The organism is Anaerohalosphaeraceae bacterium (assembly GCA_035378985.1).
In the GTDB taxonomy this organism is placed as follows: domain Bacteria; phylum Planctomycetota; class Phycisphaerae; order Sedimentisphaerales; family Anaerohalosphaeraceae; genus JAHDQI01.
Map to the genome: position 1 here is coordinate 39,475 of DAOSUR010000008.1, position 25,480 is coordinate 64,954.

The 25,480-nt window shown below is 54.1% G+C and carries 25 protein-coding genes; 13 read left to right on the forward strand and 12 right to left on the reverse strand.

Annotation, left to right across the window (positions count from 1 at the left end):
- Positions 1-63 precede the first annotated feature (63 nt).
- The 8 genes from PKY88_07305 to PKY88_07340 form a co-directional block, all read right to left on the reverse strand.
- The gene (locus PKY88_07305) at positions 64-1,473 is read right to left on the reverse strand and encodes a hypothetical protein (GenBank protein HOQ05000.1); all 1,410 of its coding nucleotides are present in this window, start codon (positions 1,471-1,473) and stop codon (positions 64-66) included.
- 122 nt (positions 1,474-1,595) lie between these two features.
- On the reverse strand, positions 1,596-3,800 hold the full coding sequence (locus PKY88_07310; GenBank protein ID HOQ05001.1) for a DNRLRE domain-containing protein: 2,205 nt from the start codon (positions 3,798-3,800) through the stop codon (positions 1,596-1,598).
- Positions 3,801-4,123: 323 nt separating this feature from the next.
- Positions 4,124-4,987, reverse strand: a complete 864-nt coding sequence (locus PKY88_07315; GenBank protein HOQ05002.1) for a PEP-CTERM sorting domain-containing protein — start codon at positions 4,985-4,987, stop codon at positions 4,124-4,126.
- Between the two features lie 221 nt (positions 4,988-5,208).
- A complete protein-coding gene (locus tag PKY88_07320) occupies positions 5,209-6,057 on the reverse strand; it encodes a hypothetical protein (protein ID HOQ05003.1) in 849 nt (282 codons plus the stop codon).
- 8 nt (positions 6,058-6,065) lie between these two features.
- Positions 6,066-6,560, reverse strand: coding sequence for a hypothetical protein (locus PKY88_07325; GenBank protein HOQ05004.1), 495 nt, complete (start codon positions 6,558-6,560; stop codon positions 6,066-6,068).
- Positions 6,541-6,966 (reverse strand): helix-hairpin-helix domain-containing protein, encoded by a 426-nt coding sequence (locus PKY88_07330; protein HOQ05005.1) that lies wholly within the window; start codon positions 6,964-6,966, stop codon positions 6,541-6,543. The genes PKY88_07325 and PKY88_07330 overlap by 20 nt, the downstream gene beginning before the upstream one ends.
- 14 nt (positions 6,967-6,980) lie before the next feature.
- Positions 6,981-8,456, reverse strand: a complete 1,476-nt coding sequence (locus tag PKY88_07335; protein HOQ05006.1) for an endo-1,4-beta-xylanase — start codon at positions 8,454-8,456, stop codon at positions 6,981-6,983.
- 174 nt (positions 8,457-8,630) lie between these two features.
- Complete coding sequence (locus PKY88_07340; GenBank protein ID HOQ05007.1) at positions 8,631-9,194, reverse strand: hypothetical protein; 564 nt, start codon at positions 9,192-9,194, stop codon at positions 8,631-8,633.
- Between the two features lie 276 nt (positions 9,195-9,470).
- On the opposite strand from PKY88_07340, the gene PKY88_07345 reads away from it, so the two are divergent.
- Positions 9,471-10,175: a hypothetical protein gene (locus tag PKY88_07345; protein ID HOQ05008.1), complete on the forward strand. Its 705-nt coding sequence runs from the start codon at positions 9,471-9,473 to the stop codon at positions 10,173-10,175.
- A gap of 48 nt (positions 10,176-10,223) precedes the next feature.
- On the forward strand, positions 10,224-10,745 hold the full coding sequence (gene coaD, locus PKY88_07350) for a pantetheine-phosphate adenylyltransferase (protein HOQ05009.1): 522 nt from the start codon (positions 10,224-10,226) through the stop codon (positions 10,743-10,745).
- A 25-nt stretch (positions 10,746-10,770) separates the two neighbouring features.
- Here the strand turns inward: coaD and PKY88_07355 are convergent, their stop codons facing one another.
- From PKY88_07355 to ilvD, 4 genes are all read right to left on the reverse strand, one after another.
- On the reverse strand, positions 10,771-11,229 hold the full coding sequence (locus PKY88_07355; GenBank protein ID HOQ05010.1) for a ferritin family protein: 459 nt from the start codon (positions 11,227-11,229) through the stop codon (positions 10,771-10,773).
- A gap of 172 nt (positions 11,230-11,401) precedes the next feature.
- Complete coding sequence (locus PKY88_07360) at positions 11,402-11,830, reverse strand: hypothetical protein (GenBank protein ID HOQ05011.1); 429 nt, start codon at positions 11,828-11,830, stop codon at positions 11,402-11,404.
- On the reverse strand, positions 11,808-12,272 hold the full coding sequence (locus PKY88_07365) for a YkgJ family cysteine cluster protein (protein HOQ05012.1): 465 nt from the start codon (positions 12,270-12,272) through the stop codon (positions 11,808-11,810). Before PKY88_07365 ends, PKY88_07360 begins: the two co-directional genes overlap by 23 nt.
- On the reverse strand, positions 12,263-13,933 hold the full coding sequence (gene ilvD / locus PKY88_07370) for a dihydroxy-acid dehydratase (GenBank protein HOQ05013.1): 1,671 nt from the start codon (positions 13,931-13,933) through the stop codon (positions 12,263-12,265). Before ilvD ends, PKY88_07365 begins: the two co-directional genes overlap by 10 nt.
- A gap of 254 nt (positions 13,934-14,187) precedes the next feature.
- Between ilvD and PKY88_07375 the strand changes: the two genes are divergently transcribed.
- From PKY88_07375 to PKY88_07425, 11 genes are all read left to right on the forward strand, one after another.
- Positions 14,188-15,156, forward strand: coding sequence for a hypothetical protein (locus tag PKY88_07375; GenBank protein ID HOQ05014.1), 969 nt, complete (start codon positions 14,188-14,190; stop codon positions 15,154-15,156).
- Between the two features lie 15 nt (positions 15,157-15,171).
- Positions 15,172-16,230 (forward strand): hypothetical protein, encoded by a 1,059-nt coding sequence (locus tag PKY88_07380; GenBank protein ID HOQ05015.1) that lies wholly within the window; start codon positions 15,172-15,174, stop codon positions 16,228-16,230.
- Positions 16,214-16,729 (forward strand): HIT domain-containing protein, encoded by a 516-nt coding sequence (locus PKY88_07385; protein ID HOQ05016.1) that lies wholly within the window; start codon positions 16,214-16,216, stop codon positions 16,727-16,729. The genes PKY88_07380 and PKY88_07385 overlap by 17 nt, the downstream gene beginning before the upstream one ends.
- Complete coding sequence (dgt, locus tag PKY88_07390) at positions 16,730-17,824, forward strand: dNTP triphosphohydrolase (protein HOQ05017.1); 1,095 nt, start codon at positions 16,730-16,732, stop codon at positions 17,822-17,824.
- 31 nt (positions 17,825-17,855) lie between these two features.
- Positions 17,856-18,335 (forward strand): phosphatidylglycerophosphatase A, encoded by a 480-nt coding sequence (locus PKY88_07395; protein ID HOQ05018.1) that lies wholly within the window; start codon positions 17,856-17,858, stop codon positions 18,333-18,335.
- Between the two features lie 225 nt (positions 18,336-18,560).
- On the forward strand, positions 18,561-21,101 hold the full coding sequence (locus PKY88_07400; GenBank protein HOQ05019.1) for a hypothetical protein: 2,541 nt from the start codon (positions 18,561-18,563) through the stop codon (positions 21,099-21,101).
- A 148-nt stretch (positions 21,102-21,249) separates the two neighbouring features.
- Positions 21,250-21,999, forward strand: coding sequence for a hypothetical protein (locus PKY88_07405; GenBank protein ID HOQ05020.1), 750 nt, complete (start codon positions 21,250-21,252; stop codon positions 21,997-21,999).
- Between the two features lie 32 nt (positions 22,000-22,031).
- On the forward strand, positions 22,032-22,514 hold the full coding sequence (locus PKY88_07410) for a hypothetical protein (protein ID HOQ05021.1): 483 nt from the start codon (positions 22,032-22,034) through the stop codon (positions 22,512-22,514).
- Between the two features lie 28 nt (positions 22,515-22,542).
- On the forward strand, positions 22,543-23,826 hold the full coding sequence (locus PKY88_07415) for an adenylosuccinate synthase (protein HOQ05022.1): 1,284 nt from the start codon (positions 22,543-22,545) through the stop codon (positions 23,824-23,826).
- On the forward strand, positions 23,823-24,596 hold the full coding sequence (locus PKY88_07420) for an isoprenyl transferase (GenBank protein ID HOQ05023.1): 774 nt from the start codon (positions 23,823-23,825) through the stop codon (positions 24,594-24,596). Before PKY88_07415 ends, PKY88_07420 begins: the two co-directional genes overlap by 4 nt.
- A 15-nt stretch (positions 24,597-24,611) precedes the next feature.
- Positions 24,612-25,472 (forward strand): phosphatidate cytidylyltransferase, encoded by an 861-nt coding sequence (locus tag PKY88_07425; protein ID HOQ05024.1) that lies wholly within the window; start codon positions 24,612-24,614, stop codon positions 25,470-25,472.
- The last annotated feature ends 8 nt before the right edge of the window (positions 25,473-25,480 follow it).

Here is a 25,480-nt window from a genome sequence, read left to right on the forward strand (position 1 = left end):
AATAAAAAAGGCCCGCCGAATCGACGGGCCTTTTCGAAAAAACGATTCGTCACAAAACCGCTGTTAATTGCACGCTTCCAGCGTGTTGTCGCACACCAGCCAGTTGTTGACAATCAAGGTTTGCAGGTCCGTCAGGTCCACAATGCAGTCCTGATTGACATCCGCGGCATTGTACGGCTGATTGTAGAAGACGTGGCTGGCCGCACAAGAGGTAGCCCCAACCACCACCCGGACTGTATCCGTCACGCTTTCTATGCCGTCGCTGACCGTCAGCCGGAAGGTATAGTCACCGGTCTCCGTGAAGCTTATCGTCGTGCCGGCCGTATTGGGACTGTTGATGACGGCAGTGGTCGGTCCGGCCGTCTGCTCCCACAAATAGCTCAATTGCCCGGGCGGAATCGGAAGCCCGTCATCCTGAGCCGTACCGGTCAGTGTAGCCGAGGCCGCCCCGTCCACCAGCCAGGTCGCCTGATCGGCCCCTGCCGACACATTATACGGCGGCTGGTTGTCGTTCGTATAGAATGACCACATCTCTCCTTCAATCTTTCCCTTGGTCTGGTCATAGCAGTCCACCACCCAGTAATACCGCGTGAAATTGCTCAGCGGTACAAAGCGCGGGAAATTGGCCGCCGTCAATGCCACGCTGGAGGCATTGGGGGCCAGGGTCATTTTGTCCATCAGAAGCCGGTTCGGGTCCCGACCGAAATAGACTTCACAGGTAATCGGCTGACCCGGCACATTCGGCTCCGGATTCGTCCAGGATAAAACCGACAAACTCGACTCGACATCCGCATCATCCGCCGGCACCGGAGCATGCGCTTTGAGCAGATTCAGCCCCAACGGATACGTAAGGGTAAGAACCGGCTCCAGGGGCTGGCCCACATTCCACAAATAAGTCGTGCTTCCGGCGGTAAAAATAAAGGTAATCTTTCCGTCTGTATCCGTATTCAGGAAGTTCGTCAGCGCTGCCCGACTTCCTTCCGGAGTTTCAGACATTACATTTAAAACGGGAACCGGTATTGTTGCTGAATAAAGATTAGTCGTTAAGGAAGAAATCAGAGCCGTGCCGTGATTGATATCATTGCCTGGAGCGTTATTCCATGTCAGCTGCGAAGCAACCCAATTCTCAAGATTTGCGCTATCATTCAGGCCGCTGACCACATAACTTTTGGAACCTGTTTCGCTCTTAGCCCCGTAAAACGTCAGCTTGGCATCCAGAATGTTGCCCTGAATGCTCGGATTCTGAGCATACAGTTCTGTAAGATCAAACTGCAGCCAGGACTTTTTGCAGTCATTCCCCGATGCACTGCGGGTCATCAGCTGGGTAGTATTGCCCATCACAGTATCCGGGGTTCGCCAATCTGTCGCTTTGCCCTGAAACCCCCTAACCTCAACAATCCCTACCGCCCACACGGAGCCCGCCAGGGTCAAGGTGAGAAACAGCATTATCCGGAAAAAAGACGCTTTTTTCATGTTTTATCTCCTCATCGAATGAATCTGGATTTCAAACAGAGCCGGTGCGGGGCACATACCCGAACCGTTTCCTGCGAAAGCCGACGAATTGATCCTTTTCTTCGATTCACAATTCCAGACCCTTAGTTGCACCCGACCAGCTGGTCTGTGCAGTTCTGCCAGTTCTTGCTGAGCAGCTGGGCAAAGTCCTCCAGGTCCACAATGCAGTCCTGATTGAAATCACCGACCATATACGGCTGTCCCGTGGACAGATGCGAGGCCTGGCAGCTGGTTTCCCCAACCACCACTTTCACCGTATCATAGGTCTGCTTCTCACCGTCATTGGCGGTCAATCGGAATTCATACACACCAGGCGCTGTGATTTCCACCGAAGCATCCTCTGCATTATCCGGATTGATGCTGACCGTCGGGCCGCTCACCTGCGTCCACTGGACTGTATAGGCCCCCGGAGGAACAGGCAGCCCGTCATCCGAAGTGGTTCCGTCCAGAGCAATCACTTTCGGCAGTCCCCATGCAATTTGATCCGGCCCGGCATTGACAGTCGGTGCCGTGTTATCATTTACATAGAAGGACCAAATCAGACCCTCGAGCACCCCTTCACGGGTTGTATCATGCACATCCACAATCCAATAATACCGCTGGCGGTTCTGCAAGGGGGCAAAATGCGGGAAGTTCGCCGCATTGACAGCGGCAATATTCACACCCGGTCCCAGCGTCACCTTATCCATCAGAAGCCGGTTGGGCTCCGTGCCCAGATACACATCGCAGGTGATGGTCCCGCTCGGAAGATTCGGCTCCGGATTGGTCCACTGCAGAAACGCCAAGCTGGTCTGAACCGTCTGGTCCTGGTACGGTATCGGCCAGTCCGCCCCAAGCGGAGGCAAAAGAATGGTCAGTGTCGGACGGTAGGCAACCGTCGCATGATCATGGGTGGCAAAATTGATTAGGCCGGTGGCCCCATGAAGAACAAACTGCACGATTCCGTCACTGTCTTCCTGAATCGCAGGCATCGCATCAAATGTAAACGAATCTCCTACAACACAGCCGGAAGAATAATCTACAACTGCAAGAAAAGCGGCCTTGGCTGGATCCAGATTGGCTCGAAGATCAGTAACGGTAAAACTTGGATCGGCCGGAGTCTGCCCGTCATTGCTGGGGATATTCCCGGGGGCGTTATTCCATGTTAATGTCGTTTCCGTCCAGCCGATATTATCCAGACAGCTGTCCTTGACGTAGGACAGCTGGGTCGTTCCGGTCTTGTCGGTAATTGAAGTGATCTTCAGAATCGCCGCTCGAAGAGAACTCGATTCCTCCGGCTCCAGACTGCTCAGGTCAAATTTAATCCAGGATTTTGCCGCCTTCTCATCACTTCGGACGGAAAGTTTGGAGCTGTCTGTCCTGTTGTCATTCATCCGAGGATTTACTCCGTCGAAGAGTTCCGTTCGGCAGCTTTGAACCGCCGGAAAGACATGCTCTATGCCCACCAAAGGGCCGCCGTAAGCCGCCGGAATCTTTTCAATCTTGATGCTGTTGTAATCGACAATATCCGCCGTCCCCGTGTAGGTTGACAGACGGAAGAACAGCTGGTCAAACGACGTGTAAATCGGAAGACTGCCCAAACCGTTATCAATCAGGGTGTTCGAAGCTATCACAGTACTGCCTTGCAGAAATGTAAACGTCACCTTCATTTCCGCTTCAGCTGTTCGCTCAAGTACCAGATTCATTGTATATTGCGTATTGAGACTCAAATTAGCCGCCTGCCCGGAACCGGTATTCCAGGTATAGGTCCCCGTAGAACTCAGCAGCCCATCTGTTCCTGTGACATTCGTCCGTTTACTGACCTGAATCGTCCCGGCCGTTGAATCCGGACTAAGCGTAAACATCACGGCATACCCCCGCGAGTCATACCAGCGTCCCCCGCCGTTATCCGAGTTGGTATCCTGCAGAAGCTGAGCGTCCGTCGGGTCATAGAATAGTCCCAGTCGGAAGTTTTTGGATGTCGTGCTGTACATTGCACCGCGAGGGGTGAACTTAATCTCAGCTGCAAGCTTTTCTCCTACCCCCAGCGACACAGGGGAACCGTTCGGAGCAAAATATGTCCACATCTTGGAACTGGTGTTTCCGATCGCCAGCTGATTGACGGCCAAAGAGCCGCTGCTGACCGTTAGATTGGCCGGATGCGAAAACCACACGGCCGACTGTGTCGGCAGGCTGGTTTCTGTACGGCTTCCGTCGGCAAATGTGTCATAAAGCAGAACCTCCGCCGAACAGACAGCCCCCAGTACAAAAACCGCAGCAAAAAAGGTGTACCGAAGTGTCCTTGTCATTGTGCATCTCCTCGTCTTATGAATCCCTGATTTGTTACCTCCGCAGACCCGAACTGCGGAGCCGCCTTGGATAGAAAAACTCATCTAATTATCTTCGGTAAAATGGACAATTCAGACAAGTCAATCTTGCGCCAAAACAAAAGCAATTTTGCGCAAAAACACGGCTCTGCTTTTTCCTCTCCCGCATGCTAATACTGAAAATACGGTTTTTGCGGCTTCGTCACCCTTTGGGAAAATCCAAATCTTGTTCAAAAAACCGGCCCCCGCCGTTGGGCGATGGGGCCGGTGTTGTTGTATGTCAGACGGTTCGCTTCCGGAGGATTTCAGCAACTCCTGCGGAACGTCAGCAGACCACCCAACCCGAGCAAAGCCAGTGTTGCCGGTTCCGGAATATACTCAATCTTGATACTCTGAAAATTCACAACTTCCGCCGTACCCTGATTGTTGGACAGCCGCAAGAGCAGGAAGTCAAAGTTCGTATAAAGCGGCTGGCCGCCCAGACCGTTATCCGTCAGAGAGGCCGTAACCAACGCATTTTGCCCTTGTGAAAATGCAAACGATACCAGCATTTCACTGGCAGACTGATAATCCAGCATCAGGGTCAACGTATAAACAGTGTTCAGAGACAAGCCGGTGGCTTTCGTAAGGCTGTTGCTGCCCCACGTATAGGCCGCATCAGTACCCAGAAGAGTATATCCTCCTGTCAAGTTTGTTCGCTTGCCGACTCTGGCATAGGCGGCATCCGCTACACCCATGCTGAACTGGGCTGCATAACCTGTTGCATCCTGCCAACCGTTGCTGATTCCGCTGTCGCCGACACTGTCCTGAGCATACTGAGCATCATTATAGAACAGGCCGAAACGGAAATTACGGCTGGTTGAGTCAATAAATGCTACTTCCGGAATGATATCAATTGTTGCAATGAGTTTCTGGCCGACTCCCAGCGAAATCGGTGAACCCGCCGGAGCAAAATAGGTGTGCATCCGTCGGCTGCTTGAGGCCATATCCAGACGCACATTTCCCGGCGTGGTCGTCACATCCGCCGGAGAAGAAGCCCAAAAGCCCGACTCATACGGCAGGTTCGTGTCTGTACGATCTCCATCAGAGAATGTATCATGGAGAATTACAGCGGCCTGACCGAGGGTGCCGGCAGCCAATACCAGCAGTAAAAGAAATGCTTTCTTCATCTTTCCTTACTCCTTTCCAAAAAGTGTTTTTGGAATTCGTAAAAAACTTACACCAAAACCCCTACTCCGAGGATTTCTCCTCACCCATACACACACATCACACACACTCCACCACATTTTGAATTATCTGAAAAAGTGGGATATCTGAACAAGGCAATCTTGCGCATAAATAAAAGCAAATTCGCGCAACACCCTGTTTTCAAAAGAGTTTGGAAAAAACATCAGCGTCCGACCAGCACAAATTCGCATGCAGAACTCAATCGGTAAACCGTCCGATAATTCTCCTCGGACGGTCGGGAAAAAAGCCGTTGAGCCCGTACAGGGTCCACCTCGAAAAGCCCGACCCCCCGCAGCTCCAGCCGCAGCGATGCATCCGCACGCCCCCCGGAAAAATGCTGTGCCTCTATGACGCTCGGCACCGAAAAGCCCTGTTCTGTCGGGACATAATCATCCATTTGAATCCGGACATTTTGCCGCCCCTGTGAGTCAGCGGATTCAATCGAAATCACCTGATAATCGCAAGCCCTTATCCAGATTTTCCGAACAAGTACCCCATTCGGGTCCGTCAAAGTCAAAACATCGAATCCGTTATGCCAGTCCAGGGTCCAATTTGTATCAACCTGAACAACCCCGAGGGCTTCAATTACATTCCACGGGTTAAACTGAATCATTTCCCTGCACTGCTCGGCGGCCTGCCGGGTCCCCCACCAGTAGGTATCAATCTCCGGCTTGACCATCATCCAGAAGGCCTCCGCGTTGGTGCCGAAGCGAATTTCACCGAACTTGTCGCCCCGGACAAATAAACAATCCGGCGGGACATACCGGAACTGCGCATCAAATGTTTCTTTGCGAACCTTCCCCTCTGAATCCGTCCACTCGAGAAAACAGCGGGCTGAGGCCTTCAGCGGATGAAGATTAGCCCGTTTGAGCGCAAGGACCTTCACGGCCTCCTCAATCGTCCCCTTGCCCCGACAGGGCCGAACTTGCGCCGGCGGCATCGACGAAGGGGAGGCACAGCCGGCCTGAAAGACCGCCCAGACGCCCAGCAAAATCAATCCGTTTCGAAGCACGCTTTACCCTAATCCAGTTCCGTCTGAAGAATCTGCCCCATCTGCTCAGAGAGCTGCTGAATCTGTTCATCCGTCAGGTTCGGATTGACAACCTCTTCCAGCCGCTCCTGACCGACCACCCGAACCGTCCAGATTTCCCGTCCTTCCTCTTTCCGGCTGGCCTCATACTTCAGCCGTTTCTTGCGCATCAGAATCAGCATCAGAACAAAACGGAAGTTCAGTTTCTCCGGCTCCGTTTCCGAGGCCAGACGGTCAAAAAACGCCAGCAGCATCTCCGGCTCAATAAACATCTGCTGCTTTTTTTTCTGGGGGTTTGGCATGCGGGTTTTCCAGAAACAATACACCGCCGGCCGATTCGCCTCCCAGTATTCCCGGCAGAAATCCCGCCGTTCAAATCCCTCCGGCGTTTCCACCAGTGCGGCATAATACTCCTCTTCCGGCGCAAACTCCCGGCCTGTCACCCAACAGCGTCCAAGCGGTTTTTTAATCTCCCATTCCGACATTCTGACCTTCGTTTGTTTCCTCGGTTGTCATCTGTTCCTGCTCAAAAGCAAGAAACGGAGCCATTTTTGAGACGGTTTTCGGGCCGATTCCTGATACGTTTTCCAAATCCTCCGGCCTCTCAAAACTCCTTCCGTCTGTCTGCTGCCGATACCGAAGCATCTGCAGGGCCCGCACCGGTCCAATCCCCTCCAGCCGCATCAGGCTGCCCATTGAAGCCGTATTCGGATTCACCGTACCCGCAAGACCCGCTCCCGCCTTTCCCTCCTGCTGTCGAAAACACATCCATCCCCAAAACAGCCCGGAAACAATACACAGCCCCACAACCGCCTGCACCCCTCGAATGCCCTTTTCAAGACCGATGCCGGTGCCTGCATCCGGAGAACCGTTCGAATCATCGGCTGCCATACACAAAACCTGTCTTACCGCTTTTCAATTAATTTCTGAAATTTAACAATGCTCAGGAGTGCCTTCTTGGGATTCAGATGTTCATCCAAAAGTCCCTGTCCAGCCAGCGCATTGTGATTTCCGTCGGCCAAAGCCCCGTATGTAACCGTATTGATAAACGAGCGGCTCAGCGCGGCTTTGTAGAAACTTTCAATCCACTGGGCCTGAATCTCCTCCGTCCACGGTTTGTGCCAATAGCCGCACAGCTGCGGGTCTCCCTGGGGCATCGAAATCCGATCCGGAACAGCCACACTTGTAATATGCACCGGCTTGGCCACCTGGGCAAAGAAATCCAGACGCGAGGAAATCTGCATCATATCCCGGACATGCATCCCCGGCAGATTAGCCCCGAACTGCAGCTGCAGGCCGACGGCGTCAAAGTTAATTCCGCTCTGGATAATCATATCCGTATAAACAAGAGGCGGAATGGTTGTGCGGTCGGTGGCGTAATATTCTCCCCACGGAAAAACGATTTCGATGATTTTCCGCGACTTGGTATCCGCCGTCTTGGCCGCCAGGCAGGCCGTCCGCGTCATTTCGATCACCTGCTCAAAGGTAAAGCCGAAACAATTCCACGCGTGCATTCCGGAAATCACCCGCCAGGCATGAACGTATTTGGCATAACGCGATACCGTTCGGGCCACAAACTCATACGCCGCCTCCCGGATTTTTTCAAACTCTCTGCCCTCCGCAGACAGCCACGCAGGCACACTGCCGGGATGAAAACGAAGCAAGGGACCTGCACAGAGGGCCAGGCGGCGGCCCGCCAGCAATTCCATACAGCGGTCTATCGCCTCAAAATCATAGTGTCCGGGTTCCGTCTCAATTTGCCCCCATTCCATCGGAATCGTCACAAACCCGAAAATCTCCAGCAGCCATTTCCGATAAGTCGCATCCTCTATTCGGTTCAAATCAATCCCCACTCCGAGAGAATGACGTCCGAGCCCCCGATGCCGGCAGCGCAATGCCAAAAGCTGGTCGGCATGACGGGCCGCAAGCTGCTCGGAAAACTGAAGCCCCTTTTCCAGGGATTGGTCTGCCAGGACAGAGGCCTTCGCGGGATCCGCAATATGAAGGAGAGACTGGATAAACAAATCCTGCGCTTCATGGGCCAAATCGGCAAAGCGGGTATCCTCCTCAAACAAAGCCCAATCCTCGCGCTTCAGCGTAATCTGCATCAGGCGGGCCCGCGCCAGCTCTATATTCAAATTGTAGGGCTCCTGCCGGTCCGGAAGTCGAGTGGTCGACAAAAGCAGTCGCCCTGCCCCTTTGACAGGCCAAAGCAGCGCCACCCCGGCCGAATCCGGACTCCTCTTGGTACATTCCAGCAGACCGTCCTTGTAGTCCATCTGAACCTGATAAAGCGGAATCTGGTCCGCTCCAAACATATAAGCAGCCGCCAGAGAAAAATCCTCCGCCGGCTTACCGTCCTGAAACACCTGAAACTTCAAATATCCGCTCCCAATTGGAAAAACATTCATTAAACTTTTAAATCCAGCGCTTTGGGGATTATAGCAAAACCCCGTTGGGATGCAATTGATTCCTTCTCGAGAGGTCTATCTAGATAAAACAAAAAAACCGCGGTCGAAATCCCGCGGTTTGGAAACGTCAAAAAAAACATCCGCTTAAAACTGCCAGTTTGCAGGGTAGTGGATATATTGCGTCTTGATATTGAATCGACGGCTCAGCGCCTCCACCAGTGCCGCCGTTCGACGCAGCTGATAAGCCGTCACAGGGCTGTCATACAAATCCGCCACCACACAGATTCGAATGATTCCATTGGTGGTCTTCTGCTGAACCCAGCTGTCTGTACACTGAATCTGCCCGTCTCCGGCCCCCTTGCCGTTGCCGACAAGAAAATGAAAATCGGCCCGTGCGGTCCCGCGAAGGGAGGAAATCATCGCCACATCGCCCGCATTTCCGGAATTCGTCCGGCTGTAATAGACCTCGATTCGATTCCACTCAGCAGGCCGTGCTGTTATCGGACGAAATGCCGCCTTCTCAATGGGATCCAATCGTAAATAACTGGCCAGACTGTAGGCCCCGGTCATAGGCGTCTTCTGGTCGAGGGCCATCAGAAGCAAACCGGCAATAGTCATTGAAGCAACCAGTGAGACCCATACGAAGAACGTGCGATTCCGACGATTCATGCCCATCCCTGTGCGCTCATTCCAAGATTTCCATCTCATAACATCCTGCCTATTGTACCAGTTATTTCGGCGCTTCAAACAAAAATCCTGAAACTTTTTCACCTCATCTCACAAAATATAAAAAATAAAATGTGTGCAAGATTCATAAAATACCATTCAAATCATCCGTACGCTCTGTAGCGAATCCGCCGAGGAAAGGTTGTAGGGTTTGTAGGGGATAAATCAAGAAAAAAACGGCAGCAGGTTTGGAAATTGCTTGACGCATCCTTCTCTATTTTCATAGTATAGGACTTGCGCAAACAGGAGGATGGATGCATGGAAGAGATAGAAAGGATTCGCCGACTCGCAGAGGAGGTGTTAACCTTTCAGGGGCCCTCGGGACAATCGGAGCGTTGGCTTTGGGAGAAAGCCGCACGGATCGCACGGAATGCGGAACTGATCACCAAATTACCCGAATTAACAAAAAAGGGCGAATCCTTCGACATCTTCTCCCTCTTGGCCGCTGCATATCTATGTGATGCAGGATACAGACTTTACAGTCAGGTCAAAGGCCAAACCTTGACAGAGGCGGTGGTAGAACTCCGAGGGAGGCAATTACGAGAATACTCCATTCAACTGGTCAAAGAGAAAGAAACGGCCTCCCTGTTTAAGGGCAAAACAGACCATATATGTCGCATAATAGACGAGGTCGAAAACCGTTCTACCCAGCTGACTGAAGCCAAAATTCTTTCCGATGCCCGTTTGCTCGATGAGATTGGAGCCATCGGACTTTTTCAGGAAATCCGCCGATATTTTCTTCAGGGCAAAGGAGCCGGGGCCCTGCTGGATGGATGGGACCGCAGGGTGGAATACCGCTACTGGGAAGCACGTCTTAAAGACGGTTTTCACTACCAAACCGTCCGTCAAATCGCTCAAAGCCGATTTGCGGCGATGGAACAATACATCCGTCAGCTCCGCAAAGAATACCTCGGCCAGGACTTTCAAAACATAGAACTTGAATCCTTCAATACAATCTCCTAATATTCTCAAAAACAGCAAAAAACTTCCGAACAGAAAAGGAAATTTCCGATGAAAGAGCGGTCGATTACCGCGATTTTCCCGGGTTCTTTTGACCCTATCACCAACGGCCATCTGGATGTGATTCGCCGGGGATACAAACTGTTTGACCGACTGATTGTGGCAGTCGGACAAAACCCCGGAAAAGAGGAATTGTTCACCAAAGCCGAACGCGTGGAAATGATACGCGCTCTTGTAGGGGATTTGCCCGGCGTAACCGTGGAAAGTTATGATACCCTCACCGTGGAATTTGCCGCCCACAGGGGAGCCCAGGTTATGCTGCGGGGGCTGCGAAACCTCACGGATGTCGAATATGAATTCCAACTGGCCATGACCAACCGAAAAATCGCCGGCATCGAAACCGTCTTTATCATGACCAGTGAAGAATACGGCTATGTCAATTCCACGATGGTGCGCCAGCTGGCCCTGCTGGGCGGGGATGTTTCCGGGCTGATTCCCCCCTCCGTCTATCAGCGGCTCCGGCAGAAATTAGCCGTTCGAAAACCCGCCAAACAAAATGACGTGCCGGAATAGGGCATCCTCCCTGTAAAGTGAAAAATTACACGGCCCGTTCCGGAAAAATGGACTTGTATTCTTTTTCCAACTGCAGCAGATGCCGCATTTCCTCCTGACTTAATTGAAAGAAAATATCTGCGATTTCCGGTTTGTCGGCTTTCCCCATCCATTCCGCAAACAGATGAAACGATTCTCGCTGTCGTTGAATCGCCAGCTCAAACGCATCCTGAATAAGCATCCGTTTGGCCAGAAACTTCCACTCCGGCCATTCTTCTTTTTCCAGTTGTGAAACGTCCGGCTCCGAAACCGTCAAACCGATTTTGTACAGCTCCATTTCAATTTTTCTTCGCTGCCGTTCTTCGGCCTGTGCCAGTGCCAGGAAAATGGCCTGAGCAGCGGTATTTTCCACACTATCCGCCAAACGCCGGTAGATTTTCTCTGAAAAAATCACGCGAGCCAGAGCAAATTTCAGGATATCTTCAATGGTATGAAACTCAATCATGACATTTCTCACCAAAAACGAGTGAGAATACAAGCCAAAATACTTTCCTTCCTAACTACTCTCCCGCTGCACACAAAGTTCTTTCTTTCACTATATCTGAAAATTTTGGTTTGAAAAGCAGGATTTTCCCTGAAAATACATCCAGAAAAAAAAGGAATCCGAGACAGGAAAATTACGCAAACCACAGGTCTGGCCGACTGAGGGCATATTTCAAATCGATGTATCGATAGGGCAAATCATACTGAACGCAGATTTCTTTAAACCGCCGGATGGCTTCTTCGCTGAGCTGATGCTGCCGCCGCGGGTCCGATGTGCACGTAAAAATCCGGCAGGCGGCAAACCGGTACGGATAAACACCGCACCGCCCGTTTTCCCGATACGGACAAACCCCATCCGTCATCACCCGAAAATCCAGGGGCAGATGATGAAGAAAATAGAGCATCTCCGGCGTCGTGATGTACAAACGATGCCCGTAGCTTTCAAAATCACAGCAGGTCCCGCAGACCCGACACACAGGATTCAGGGCCCCAATCGCCCCCGCCAGCCAATCATAGACCTGCTGAACACGGGCAAGAATCTCATTCAGGACATCCGTCGGCATCCGGTTTTGCGGTTCGCTGGGATTCAATCTGCTCCAAACTCCAAAAAGTACCCTGATTGATTCCGGGGCATTTCTGACCCGTCGCTTCCCACGCCTGGGGCGTGCGAAGGTTTTCATTCCAGAACGGCCAGGTTCGACACTGAAGCGGCCGCACCGGATAAATTGCACAGCCGCGCCGGCCGCCGCCGAAATCCGTCAGAAAAATGCAGTCTTTGGTTCGCGGATGCTCGATGAGACTGAGCCGAAAACCCACACGACGGACATATTTTTCCCGAAAGACCTCCGAAGGGATTTTCAGGTAATCCGCCGCCCGCTGAAGTTCTTTTCGGGTCAGCCAGATATATCCTTCCTGCGGCCCTGCACAGCACCATCCGCAGCCGACGCACGCAAAAAACAACCCCTTTGCGTACCACTTGCCCGCCCGAATGTCCATCAATCCCATTTCAGAACAGCTCCGGTATCGGCGCTTGTGGCCATCGCGGCGTATTTGGCCAGACAGCCGCTGGTAATCCGCGGCGGACGCGGCTTCCACTGCGCCTTCCGCCGATTCAGTTCATCCGCACTCAAACGAACCGCAAGGGTTCCGGCCGGAATATCAATATCAATAATATCGCCGTTCTGAACCAGCGCAATCGGCCCGCCGACCGCTGCTTCCGGACTGATATGACCGATGCAGGCCCCGCGTGTGCCGCCGGAAAACCGCCCGTCCGTAATCAGCGCCACGGAATCCCCCAGCCCCGCCCCCATAATATAACTGGTGGGACTGAGCATTTCCTGCATCCCCGGTCCGCCCTTGGGCCCTTCGTACCGGATGACCACCACATCGCCGGGCTTGACTTTGCCGCCTAAAATGCCTTCGCAGGCCTCTTCCTGACTTTCAAAGATGACCGCCGGCCCGCTGTGGCGAAGCATCTTCTCCGACACACCCGCCGTCTTAACCACACAGCCGTTGGGGGCCAGATTCCCGCGAAGGATCGCCAGTCCCCCCGTCTTCGAGTAGGCGTTCTCGAGCGGACGGATACACTCCGGGTTCAAAATCTTGGCCTTTCGAATCCGCTCCCCAAGTGTCACCCCCGACACCGTCATACATTCCGGATGCAGCAGCCCGTCAATCCGGCTGATTTCCTTCAGAATCGCGCTGATTCCGCCGGCCGCATCCACATCTTCCATATGCCAATGGCTGGAGGGAGAAACCTTGCAGATATTCGGACACCGTTCACTGATGCGGTTGATTCTGTCCAAATCATAAGAGATGCCCGCCTCATTGGCTATGGCCATCGTGTGCAGAACCGTATTGGTGGACCCGCCCATGGCCATATCACAAATAAAGGCATTATCGATAGACTTTTCAGTAATAATATCCCGCGGCCGCAGATTCTCCCGCACCAGTTCAACGATTCTCTGTCCGGCCGTGCGGTAGAGCTTCTGGCGGCGCCGGTCCACCGCCGGAATCGTGCCGTTGCCCGGCAGGGCCATTCCTATCGCCTCGCAAAGGCAGTTCATACTGTTGGCCGTGAACATCCCCGAACAGCTTCCCTGAGTCGGGCAGCCCGAACATTCCAACTCATACAGCTGTTGTTCGCTGATTTTGCCGGCGTTAAACTGGGCAACCCCTTCGAAAATGCTGATTAAATCCGTCGTCTTTCCGTCCTTCGTCTTGCCGGCCAGCATCGGTCCGCCGGAGACAAACAGCGTCGGGATATTCACCCGCACAGCCGCCATCAGCATTCCCGGAATAATCTTATCGCAGTTCGGGATGCAGACCATTCCATCAAAACAATGGGCTCGAAGCATTGCCTCCACAGCATCCGCAATAATCTCTCGGGAAGCCAGGGAATACTTCATTCCCGTATGTCCCATGGCGATGCCGTCGCAGATTGCAATCGTGTTAAACTCAAACGGCACCCCGCCGGCCTGCCGAATGGCTTTCTTCACCGCTTTGGCAACCTCATGAAGATGAATATGCCCCGGCACAACATCGCAGTAGCTGTTTGCCACCGCAATAAACGGCTTGTTGATATCTTCATCCTTCAGCCCGCAAGCCCGCAAGAGCCCCCGGTGCGGAGCCCGCTGAAATCCCTGTTTAATCTGGTCGCTGTTCATACGCTTCTCCAAAATAGCGGTCCGGTTTTCATTCAATAAAAAACTGCATTATAACGAAAAAAAACAGCTGACCATAATAGAAATTTTAGGAACTCAACCACCACAAAACCAAAATGTGGATGTCAAAAACCCTGATTTTGCCGCCCTTTGAGAATTTTCAGTTGTCAACTGTCTTTTGAATCCCTATAATCCCTGTTCCATAGGAACAAACAAAAAAAGATAAGGATATCCATCAAATTTGAAGGGAGAGTCCCATGCGTCGTTCGGTCATGATGAGTTTGACTGTGCTTGCCTTCGTCGTCTCCGCTTTCCTGATGCCCGGCTGCAAAGGCCCCTCAAAACGAATTTCCTTCCAGGCGGCCCAGCGGTTTGCACCGCAAACCACAGATACCTACGAAGTCACAATGACCACCACCAAGGACTTCAAGTTTGAGCAGCCCGCTTTGGATAAGCTGCGTCAGGAGGAAACCACCACCTCCGTCCGAATGACGTTCGAACAGCGGATTGAGAAGGTGGACGAAACCGGCGCCGCAGAAGCTGTTATTACCATTCGGGACTTGGCCTGCCGCGTCGTGAAACAGAATGAAGTGCAGATTAATTTCGACAGCCGACGGCAGGAAGACCAGTCCAATCCGCTGGCCAAACTGCTGGGGCAATCCTATACGGTTCGGCTGACCCCCGACGGCAAGGCCGAAGCCCTCGATGTGAGCACCGTCAAGACGGCCGACATCCCCGGGCAGGAAGGCCGTCTGGCTTCCCGGCTTTTTGCCAAAGAAGAGGTTGCCAAGCGGCATGAAATCCTCTCGCTTCCGGATGCAGGCACCCCCGTCAAGGTCGGCACCTCCTGGGAACGCACGGTCCCATCGCCGCAGGGGCTGCTCTCCAGCAAAAACTTCCGCAAAGTCTATACTATCAAAAATGTGGAACAGACGGACAACGGAAAGGTTGCCGCCATTGAAATGAACGCCTCCGAAAGCGCCGCCGCTCCTGATGCCGCCGGCCAGGGCAGCATGGGCATCTTCGCCAAAATGCTCGACAATGAAATTCAGTACACCGGAAAAATGACGATGAACCTGGACAGCGGAAAAGTTCTCGAATACGGCGAAACTCTGATCAGCACCTACACCGCTCAGGAAATGAATCCGAAGGCCAAGCCCGAACAGGGACCGGATACCCTGGTGATTCGCTTTATCCAGAGCATCGAACGAAAACTTATCCAGTAATCTTTGGCCGCCGAAATGAACCTCTTGTCCTCCATCAGACCAATCAGCCGGGCGGCACGGGGAGTTGTCTGTCTGACCGCCGGTCTTCTCTGCGGATGCGGAACCCTTCCGAAGGGGGAGTATATGGCGCTGGATTTCGAGGCATCCCCCTCTGTCCGCTACCGGTTTGTCTCTTCCCGGGAAGTCCGAATTGAGCTGACCAGCAGCTCCGCCGGCAAAAAAGAAGACTCTAAGCTGGCCAATGAGTCGATTGAAATGGTCTTTGGCATCCGGCCGCTGGAGGCAAACCCCTACGGCCTTTCAACTGTGGAGTTTACCTGTGAATCCGTAGAGACCAAACGAACCACCTTTTCAGGAAAACCGGCCCCCGCCGATGCGATGCAGCATCTTCGTGGACGAACCTACACGCTGCAGGTCAGCCCGACCGGGCAGATTGAACTGACCGATTCCTTCCGGAACCTGCTTCGCGAAATCGGCCAAAAGAGTTTTGTTGAAAAGGGGGATTCCGCCCAGCGCATCAAAGACCCCGATATGATTCTGGACTGGCTGTTCTTCCAGTACACGCTGTGGGACCTGACGGCCTCCAATCCCAAGCCGCTTCGGGGCATCGCCCCCGGCTCCAGCTGGCAGAGCGAACAGTTCCTGCCCTGGCCTGTTCCGATTCAGAACCTGCCCAGCCGCATCATCACCTACACCGTCGAGAACATCGAAGACCGGCAGGGAGCAAAACTGGCTTCGGTCAGCACACGCTACCAGCTTCGCGAAAAGCCGCTGCTGAATTTCCCCCTGCCGTATGAAGGCAGCTATCAGATTCGCGGCTCGCTGTTTTCCGTTCTTCGCAGTTATCGCCACGAATCCCTGGAAGGCACAGGTCAGCTGGTTTTCAATCTCACGGACGGCCGGCTCGAATCCGCACAGGATGACTACACGCTTATTACGGCCGCAGACTTCATTCTCCCGCTGGGAGACAGTCTGCCGAAACTGACGGTTCGCCAGCATATCCGAATCGAACGTCTTTCAGACGACAACCCGCAAAACACGGCACAGACGGAAAAAAATGGCAGCGGACAGTAAGAACCTCTGGGCCCCGTGGCGGATGCCCTACATTCAGGGCCTGCCCGAAAAAAGCCCCTGTTTTCTGTGCGACTATATCCGCACCCCGCAGCAGGACCGGGACAATCTGGTTCTGTGGCGAACCGGGCGATGCATCGTCGTCTTTAACCGCTTTCCCTACAACAACGGCCATCTGCTGATTGCCCCCCTGCGGCACATCGCGACGCTGGAGGAGGCGAACAACGATGAACTGCTCGAGATGATGAAACTGATTCGTGAAAGCCAGAAGGTGCTCTCGCTGGCGATTCATCCACACGGCTTCAATATCGGAATGAACTTCGGACGCTGTGCCGGAGCGGGGCTGCCGGAGCATATGCATATCCATATCGTCCCCCGCTGGGACGGAGACACCAATTTTATGTCCGTCTGCAGCTCCACGAAGGTCATCAGCCAGAGCCTGTCCGAACTGTATGAGGAACTGACCCGCCTGTCGCGGGACCATCATCTGCCGAATCTGTAAATGAGAACGCCGCCTGCACCGTATGCCGTCACGCCGCAAAACAGCCGCGGACGCCGGGTTCCGCAGCCGCCCCACCCCTACCGCGGCCCCTTCGAGCGGGACCGTGACCGGATTCTCCACAGTGCGGCCTTCCGCCGGCTTGAAGGCAAAACGCAGGTCTTCATGCCCGGTGTCAACGACCATTACCGCACGCGGATGACCCACAGCATCGAGGTCGCCCAAATCGGACGCACTATCGCCCGGGCCCTCGGCCTGAACGAGGATTTGACCGAGGCGGTCTGTCTGGCTCACGACATCGGCCACAGCCCCTTCGGCCACACCGGCGAGCGGGTCTTAAATGAACGAATGGCCTCCTTCGGCGGCTTTGAACACAATCGCCAGGCCCTGCGGATTGTTGATTTTCTCGAAACCCCCTATCCGGACTTTCGGGGACTGAATCTGATGTATGAAACCCGCCAGTCCCTCGCGGGCCATCAGGGGCCGTATGACCACGGCGTCTGTGCGGAATTTCCCGAACCGGTCTGCTGTCTGGAGGGGCAGACAGCCAATCTGGCCGACCGCATCGCCTACAACTGCCACGACCTGGAAGACGGCATCCGCGCCCGGCTGATCGAAGAAGAGCAGGCCTGCCGCTGTGCCCTGTTCCGAGACGCACAGGAGCAAATCCGGGCCGAGACAATCGACGATTTTGTCATCCGGCGAACCCGCACCGCTAAGGCCATTCTGGACCGGCTTGTCGGAGATGTGATTGAAACCAGCCGCCGGGCCCTTCAGGAAGCCCGCATCGGCTCCCTCGAAGAAGTCTATCAATACGGACAGCCGCTGATTCAGCTCCGCAAATCCACACAGGCCCAGCTGGAGGAATTGGAAGATTTTCTGATGCGGCGGCTGTATTCCCATCCACATCTGAAAGCGGTGGACAGTCAGATTGAACAATGGCTCAATGACCTGTTCGACCGGCTGTGCGGGCAGCCCGAACAGATGCCCCGCTACTTTCGAAACCTGATTGAAAGCGAAGGCCTTCAGCGGACGGTCTGCGATTACATCGCCGGTATGACCGACCGGTATGCCCTGTCCCTGCTGGAAAAAGTTTGAGCCCTCTGTTTTGAGAGAGCGTAGGAAAGTTATGAAAGAATGGTTTGCGACAAGTTTTGGACTCGGTCGGCTTCCCGCCGCTCCGGGCACCTTCGGCTCTCTGCCGCCGGTGATTCTCTATCAGGGATTCGGTTTTCTTTGGCCCGCCGCCAATGCTTATGCGATGGCGGCGGTAACCATCCTGTTCAGCTGGTTTTGTGTGCAGTTTGCGCCGGCGGTCATCCGCCGCACCGGACAAAGCGACCCGCGCGAGGTAGTCGCTGATGAAACGGCCGGCCAGGCCCTCACCCTGCTGGCGATTGCCCTGATGGGGCCCTCCCATATCTGCAATACGGCCGTGCTGGGTTTTGTCCTCTTTCGTCTTTTTGACATCATTAAACCCTGGCCGATTCGCAAATTCGAAACCCTCCCGGCCGGCTGGGGCATCCTGACCGATGACCTGGCCGCAGGCCTGTATGCCGCCGCTCTTGCCTTCCTTGCCATCCGCCTCCTTCCCGCCCTCTTCGGATAAGAAATAAAACACACCCTTCCGGTTGTATTCCTGTATTCTTTTATTGCACCCCCAAAAAGTCGAAAATTCGGGCAATTTATGCCCCTTTTAAAGAAAAAAAAATGACTTGGCAAAAATTTCCGTTTCCTTTTGTAATTTGCCGATATATTTAGTCGATAGTTTGTAGATTGAGAGAGGACTTATTCCAAGAAAGTACTAAATTCGGATATGGAAAGTGCACATTCTTTGGAAATAATACAACGGCTTCAGGAGGCCTTTCGTCAACTGGGGCTGCACCGCCCGATGAAGGTCAGCCGGTATGAGCCGGGCACACAGCTGCAATACACAATCACCCCTTTGCCGGCGCGCGGCACGGTCCAGGTGCGGGTTCAGATTGAGCGGTTTGTCGGCGGCGGCTTCGCCGGACAGGTCTATCAGATCCGTCTGCTGGAAATTGTCGAGAACGGACAGCCCGTCCAGGAGTTTGCGGGTCTGAATACAAACAATCTTTACGCAATGAAAATCTTAATTCCCCCTTCCGGGGCGGGCCGACTCTTTCGCGACCTTTTGTATGCGGTCGGGTTTCAGGGACCGTTTCAGCCGCAGGTCAATCCGGCGGCGGCCCGGGCCGGGGCCCTCTGGCAGACATTCATCCGTCAGGCGGCCGCCGAACGATTTGGGGATACCGAATGCGTCAACGAGATTTACGCCACGTTCACGGACCCCGTGCTGGGCAGCTGCGGCGAAATCAGCCGCTGGATTGACGGACGGACCTGGCGTCTGGAGGTGGACGACCGGCTGGACCTGCTGCGGCTGTGGCGCAAAGGACGACTGCTTTCCAGCGAACAGCTCGGCTCGCCGGAGTATCGGGCCAAGTATGTTTTTATGCACGAATTTGTCCGGCTGCTTTATGAGATGGGCGCATACGAATTCGCCCGTCAATATGAGTGGAGCACCTGCAAAAGCCAGCCGAACTGCCTGAAGCGTCTGGAAACCAACAACGACCCGCAGGCCGGTCTGGTCGCAGTGGATTTCCGGGCGGGCTTGACCCTTTTGCCCTTCCTGCCGATGAGCCCGGGAGATTTCAAACTCATCGCCAAAGGCATTGCCCGCGGCTCGCTGGTTCAATTTGACCGGGGAGATTTGGCCAAACTGGAACGGTATATCCGCGAACATCCGCAAGCGTTTGCCTCCATGCCCTATAAAGACCAGATGCTGCGGGAACTGAAGGAATGCGAGGAGATTTACCGCAATTCGATTCCGGATCTTACACACAATCATATCCGGCTTCTGACGGACGGGCGGCTGTGGAGCACCATTTTATCCAGCGCCGTGACGGGCTGGCGGGTTCGCGGCCAGATGGATGCGCAGCACGAAACGGTCCTGCGGGGCTGTGCGGGCAAGACGCTTTTGTTCTGGATGCTCGGCCTTCTGCCGCTGCTGGGACGCGTCTTGCGGAAGGCCTGGGGACGGCCTGACTGGCGCTCGCATTATCTTGCAATCCTGAGCAGTCCGGCGTATCTGGGCCGAGCCGTCATCGGCAAAATCTACGAGATGCTGATCGGCTGGCACCGCAAAGGACGCCTGAGCGAAAAACAAGTCGAGGCGATTCTGAGAAGCCCCTGGCGGTTTTGGCTGCATCTGCCGCCGGCGATTCTTCCGGCCGGGCTCCACCGCTTTTTAACGGACAAACAAGTCTTTCTCGCCCGGCTTCATTCTCTGTTTGTCCGGCCGTTCCAATTGTACTTTAAGCGCGAGCTGCGGGAACAGTGGCTGCGGGATATGATACAGGAAGGGCAGAAAAAACAAATCCTCAGCGATGAAGATGCCGCCCTCATCCTTTCCCAGCTCAAAGAGCCGTTTATTCAGCGGTATCTGATATGCCTGGTCCTGCATCTGCTGACTCTGCCGCTGACACAACTGGTATCATTGACCGTAGGGGCCGTTTATTATTTTACCCATCCGGAAGTCCCCGCTGAGCAGCGGGCGGTCGTGGTGGGAGGAATTCTGTTATTCTTTCAGGTATTCCCGATTTCACCGGGTTCATTCGCCCGGGGGCTGATTACAACCATTATGGCCATTCACGACCGAAGCTTCAAAGATTACAATATCGCCCTGTTCCTGAGTTATTTTAAGTATGTAGGATATCTGGCCTTCCCGATTCAGATGACATATCGCTATCCGGCCCTGGCACGCTTTATGGCGGCCCACTGGGCGACGGATGCCGTACATATTGTACCGGTGTTCGGGGAGCGCGGGGCCCTGCTGGAACACGGCATCTTTCGGCTTTTTTACAACTGGCCGCTGACGATTCGGCGCCGAATGTCCCAAATCGCTCAGATGCGTCTCGGACTTCGACCCCGCCTTTGGCCCGCCGCAGCCGTTTTTCTCGTCGCCGCCGCGGCCATGACGGTTTGCCACATCCTGTACTACAAATCGACGCAGACTCTCCCCGCCAAAGAAAACATTTGGTACCTGAAACCCCTGCTGTGTCTGGCTGTTCTGATACCGGCGGCCGCCGGATGGATTGCCTCCCGTTTTGCCGGCGGTCTGGTCCGAAGCAAACGAATCGCCGCCGCCGCATTCGGCGGGCTGGCCGCCGCGGCACTCTATTCGCTCGGAACCTTTGTGCTTGAACAGAGCTGGGAACTGCCGGAAAAATCGGCTCTGCTGATTCCGCTGCTGTGGCGGGAATTTGTCTTTACGCTCACGGCTGTATTGGGAGCCGCCGCCGCGGAAATTACCGAGCCGTCTCCCGATATAACATCTTTTGTAAAAAAAGATTAAACCCCACCCAGGAAAACCGCTCGGTTTTATCGGCTTTGCATCTATTTTTCATCTGGATTTATTGGACAAGCACTTGTAAAATACCTGCGTTTGTGTGAAAATCTCTTTGGTTTGAAATGCCAAATTGCGATTTTGGAGTTGAAAAAGAATGAAGAATCCTTTTGGGTCGTTTTGCGACGGCCTGTTTTTGGACATGTGCGTTACCACGCAGATGAAGCTGCCGCGCCAGCGGGAAACCGTGCTGGCGTTTTTTGAGCGGATTCAGAAGCGATTTCCCACCCTGCATCAGTTTTCCCGCCGGGAGCAGGGAGAATTGATTCTCGAAGAAGAAATTGAAGGACGACGATTCCGCTGGGTAGCGATGGAAACTCAGCGTCTGTCCGCCGGCTGCGCAGACCCGGACGATTTCGAGCAGGCCTACGAACTCCAGCGGGAAGTCATCGAGATTATGCCCTATATGCTGGGCATCAGCCCGCTGGACATCGAGTCCCTCGATGTGACCTTTACAATGGATTTCGACTATCAGGGCAACCACGATGAGGTGATTGCGGAGGCCCTGCTGGGCAATTCGAGTTTGAGCAGTTTCTTTGAAATCCCGGGGGCCAAGGTTGTCAGCTGCTGTCCAAATCTGATTGCAGCCCTGACACCGGACGGCTCTCTGCAGGCACGGATTGCAATGGAATCCCGCAGCGGACTCTTTGAACGCAATGACAAAGGGAAACTGGAAGAGCCGATCAGTCTCTACTTTACCGTTCGCCGCTATCCTTCTGGACAGGCGGAATGGACGACTGCGGAAGCGTTTACGCAGCAATGCCGCATCGCCGAACACCTGATGTTTGAGCGGATTATTCCCCATTTTGCCCGGCCGCTGAGCAATGCCATATCCCAGAGACGATAACAGTTCCTTCATCTGAAAGCGAGGTGTCATCGATGGCGGTGATTGAGGCCCCCTTCAGCCGGTATAAAGTGAAAAATTACCTGATTGTGATGTGGATTCTGCTCGGGGCGGCGGCCATGTTCGCCTACGACGGCTATCTGAGCCGCTATGAATGGTCGGGCCGCTATTCCTTTTACAAAAAACACGTCGTGGACAACGGCGGCGTGCCGGATTCGGATATGAAGTTCAATATGTACAGCCCGCCGTTTCTTCTGGCGGGCGCCGCTGCGGCTGCCTTTTTCTATGTCCGCTCCAAAAACAGAAAACTGACGGCGGACGAAACCGCCCTCCGGACAGAAACGGCCTCCATCCCCTATGAAGCCATTGAAAGCATCGACAAAACCCATTTCGACAAGAAGGGGTTTTTCACAATCATCTATCAGGAAAACGGTCAGAAGCGGCAGTTGACGCTCTCGGACCGCAATTATGACAATCTGGGGGCCCTGCTGGACCTTCTGGTCAGCAAACTCATGTAAAGGAAATCTGGAAAGGAAGACTGGGCGGATGAATTGCTGTATTGCAGGTTTGCAGTGGGGCGATGAGGGCAAAGGAAAGGTTGTCGATATTCTTGCTGAACAGAGCGACTTGGTGGTCCGCTACAACGGGGGAGCCAATGCAGGCCACACGGTGATTATCGGCGACCAGCGGTTCGCCCTGCATTTGCTGCCCAGTGGTGCGGTTCGCCCGGGCTGCCGCTGTGTGATCGCTAACGGCGTCGTCGTGGACCCGGCGGTGCTGATGGAGGAAATCCGCGGTCTGCAGGAACGGGGAATTTCTCTGCAGGGGCGGCTGTTTATCAGCGAAAACGCCCACGTTGTTTTGGACTATCACAAACTCGAAGACCGGCTCCGGGAGGAGGCTCTCGGCAAAAACAAAATCGGCACGACCGCCCGCGGCATCGGCCCCTGCTATGCCGACAAAGTCGGACGCAGTTATGCCGTCCGGATGGCGGATTTTCGCAGACCGGAGGAACTGAAGGAAAAACTGCGGAAAATCATCTCCTACAAAAATAAACTGTTCAGCACACTCTACAATGCCCCGCCGCTGGATGCAGACGCCGTCTTTGAAAAATGCATGAGCTGGCGGACCGCCGTTCTGCCCTGCATTACCAACACCACCCAGCTGCTCTTTGAAGCCATCGACAAACGGCAATCCATCCTGTTCGAAGGGGCGCAGGGCTCTCTGCTGGATTTGGACCACGGGACCTTTCCCTACGTCACCAGTTCCAATGCCAGTCCGCTGGGACTGGGACCGGGCTGCGGGATACCGGCCCGCTATGTGGACCGATTCATCGGAGTCGCCAAGGCCTACTCCACCCGCGTAGGAGGCGGGCCGTTTCCGACCGAACAGAATAATGAAATCGGCCAGTATATTCGGGAAAAAGGGCACGAATACGGCACAACGACCGGTCGTCCCCGCCGGTGCGGCTGGTTTGATGCCGTGGCGGTCTCCTACACAGTCCGACTGGGAGGCATTACCGAAGCGGCAATGATGCATCTGGACACACTGGCGGGTCTGGAAGAGGTCAAAATCTGCCGTGCTTATCGAATCGGCGGTCAGGAAACCACATTCTTCCCCGGCGACAGTCGGGACCTGGAGGCCGCCGAATGCGTTTACGAAACCCTCGAGGGCTGGAAGGAGGATTTATCCGGAATTGAACACTATTCAGACCTGCCGGCCTCGGCACGACGATACGTGGAAACGGTCGAAAAACGAATTGGGATTCCGATTACGATGCTCGGTGTCGGGCCCCAGCGAAGCCAGGTCATTTACCGCAAACCTTTATGACGACGGATTTTGAAAACAAACGCCGTCAAACGGCCCTTCGGCTGGGTCTGAAGCCGGAGGCCTTGCCGCGACATATCGCCATCATTATGGACGGAAACGGTCGATGGGCCACGCAGCGGGGTCTGCCTCGTTTCCGCGGACATGAACAAGGCGGCAAGACCGTCGAAACCATCGCCAAATACTGCGTCGATATCGGTCTGGAGGTTCTGACGATTTACTCCTTCAGCATGCAGAACTGGAAGCGGCCGAAAGAGGAAATCGACTTCCTGATGTATCTCTATGCGGCGTATCTGGAGGGAATCCGGCCGATGCTGATGGAAAACAACGTACGGCTGGTTCATCTGGGCACCACACGCCAGCTGCCGCAGAAAGTCGTGGAGGCTCTGGAAGAAACCAAGCGGCTGACCGCCGGCAATACAGGGATGGTCTTGTGCCTGGCCCTCAATTACGGCGGTCGGGAGGAAATCGTTCAGGCCGTTCAGCGGATTGCCGAAAAATGCCGCCAAAATCTTTTGGAACCCGAAACAATAGACGAAGCGTGCATCTCCAACCACCTTTACACAGCGGGCTGCCCGGACCCGGACTTAGTCATCCGAACCTCCGGGGAACTTCGCATCAGCAATTTTCTGCTCTGGCAGATTTCATACGCGGAATTTTACGTCACGGAGACCTTCTGGCCGGATTTCACACCGGCGGATTTGGACAAAGCCCTGACGGCCTTTGCAGGACGTTCCAGGCGATTTGGAGATATTCGCCCCTCAGGAGCATGATTTGAGGCACGAAGGATGCTCAAGCAACGATTGATTTTTGGAACGCTGATGACGGCGGCTTTCGTCGGGCTGATTCTGCTGGACGGCCGGCTGGATGGGTCCTTATCGGGCACTCCTGTTCAGGAAAAACCCCAAGGCACCCTTTTTCTGATTCTGCTGTGTATTCTTGCCGTCCCCGCCCAAATGGAACTGGCTGCTCTGGCCCGCAGCGGCGGTCAAAAGATTTTCCTGCCGGAAGCCGTTATCGGCTCTATCCTCGTCGCAGTCGGTTTTTACTGGGCAAACTTATCTGAAATTCCAGAGCGTTTTTTGCTCTATTATTTCCTTTTTTCCCTGTTTTTCATCTTTGCTGGTCTCTTTTTGGCTCAGCTTCTGCGGGAAGGTGTTATCGGAACCCTGAAAAACTGCTCTGCCACGCTCTTTTCGATACTTTATCTGGGCTTTTTGTCGAGTTTTGTGGTCGGGATACGGGTCAGCAGCGGCCCTTGGGCCCTTCTGGCCTTTATTTTTACGATAAAATCTTCTGATACAGGAGCTTACGCCATTGGGAAGCTGTTCGGCACCCACAAATTAGCCCCGATGGTCAGCCCGAAGAAAACCTGGGAGGGACTGGCGGGTGCTGTTTTCGGCGGGGTGTTATGCGCCTATCTTTTTTCCATGTTTTCGGGTATAATGTCCCCGCTTCAGTCGGTGTTCTTTGGAGCTGTATCGGCTGTACTTGGACAAATGAGCGATTTGTGTGAATCGATGCTCAAGCGGGATGCCAGTCAAAAAGATGCCTCCGCGTCCATTCCGGGGTTCGGGGGAATTCTGGATGTGATTGATTCGCTGCTGCTGCCGGCCCCGCTTGCCTATTTGTTCTTTTTGTGGGTATAGACAATTCT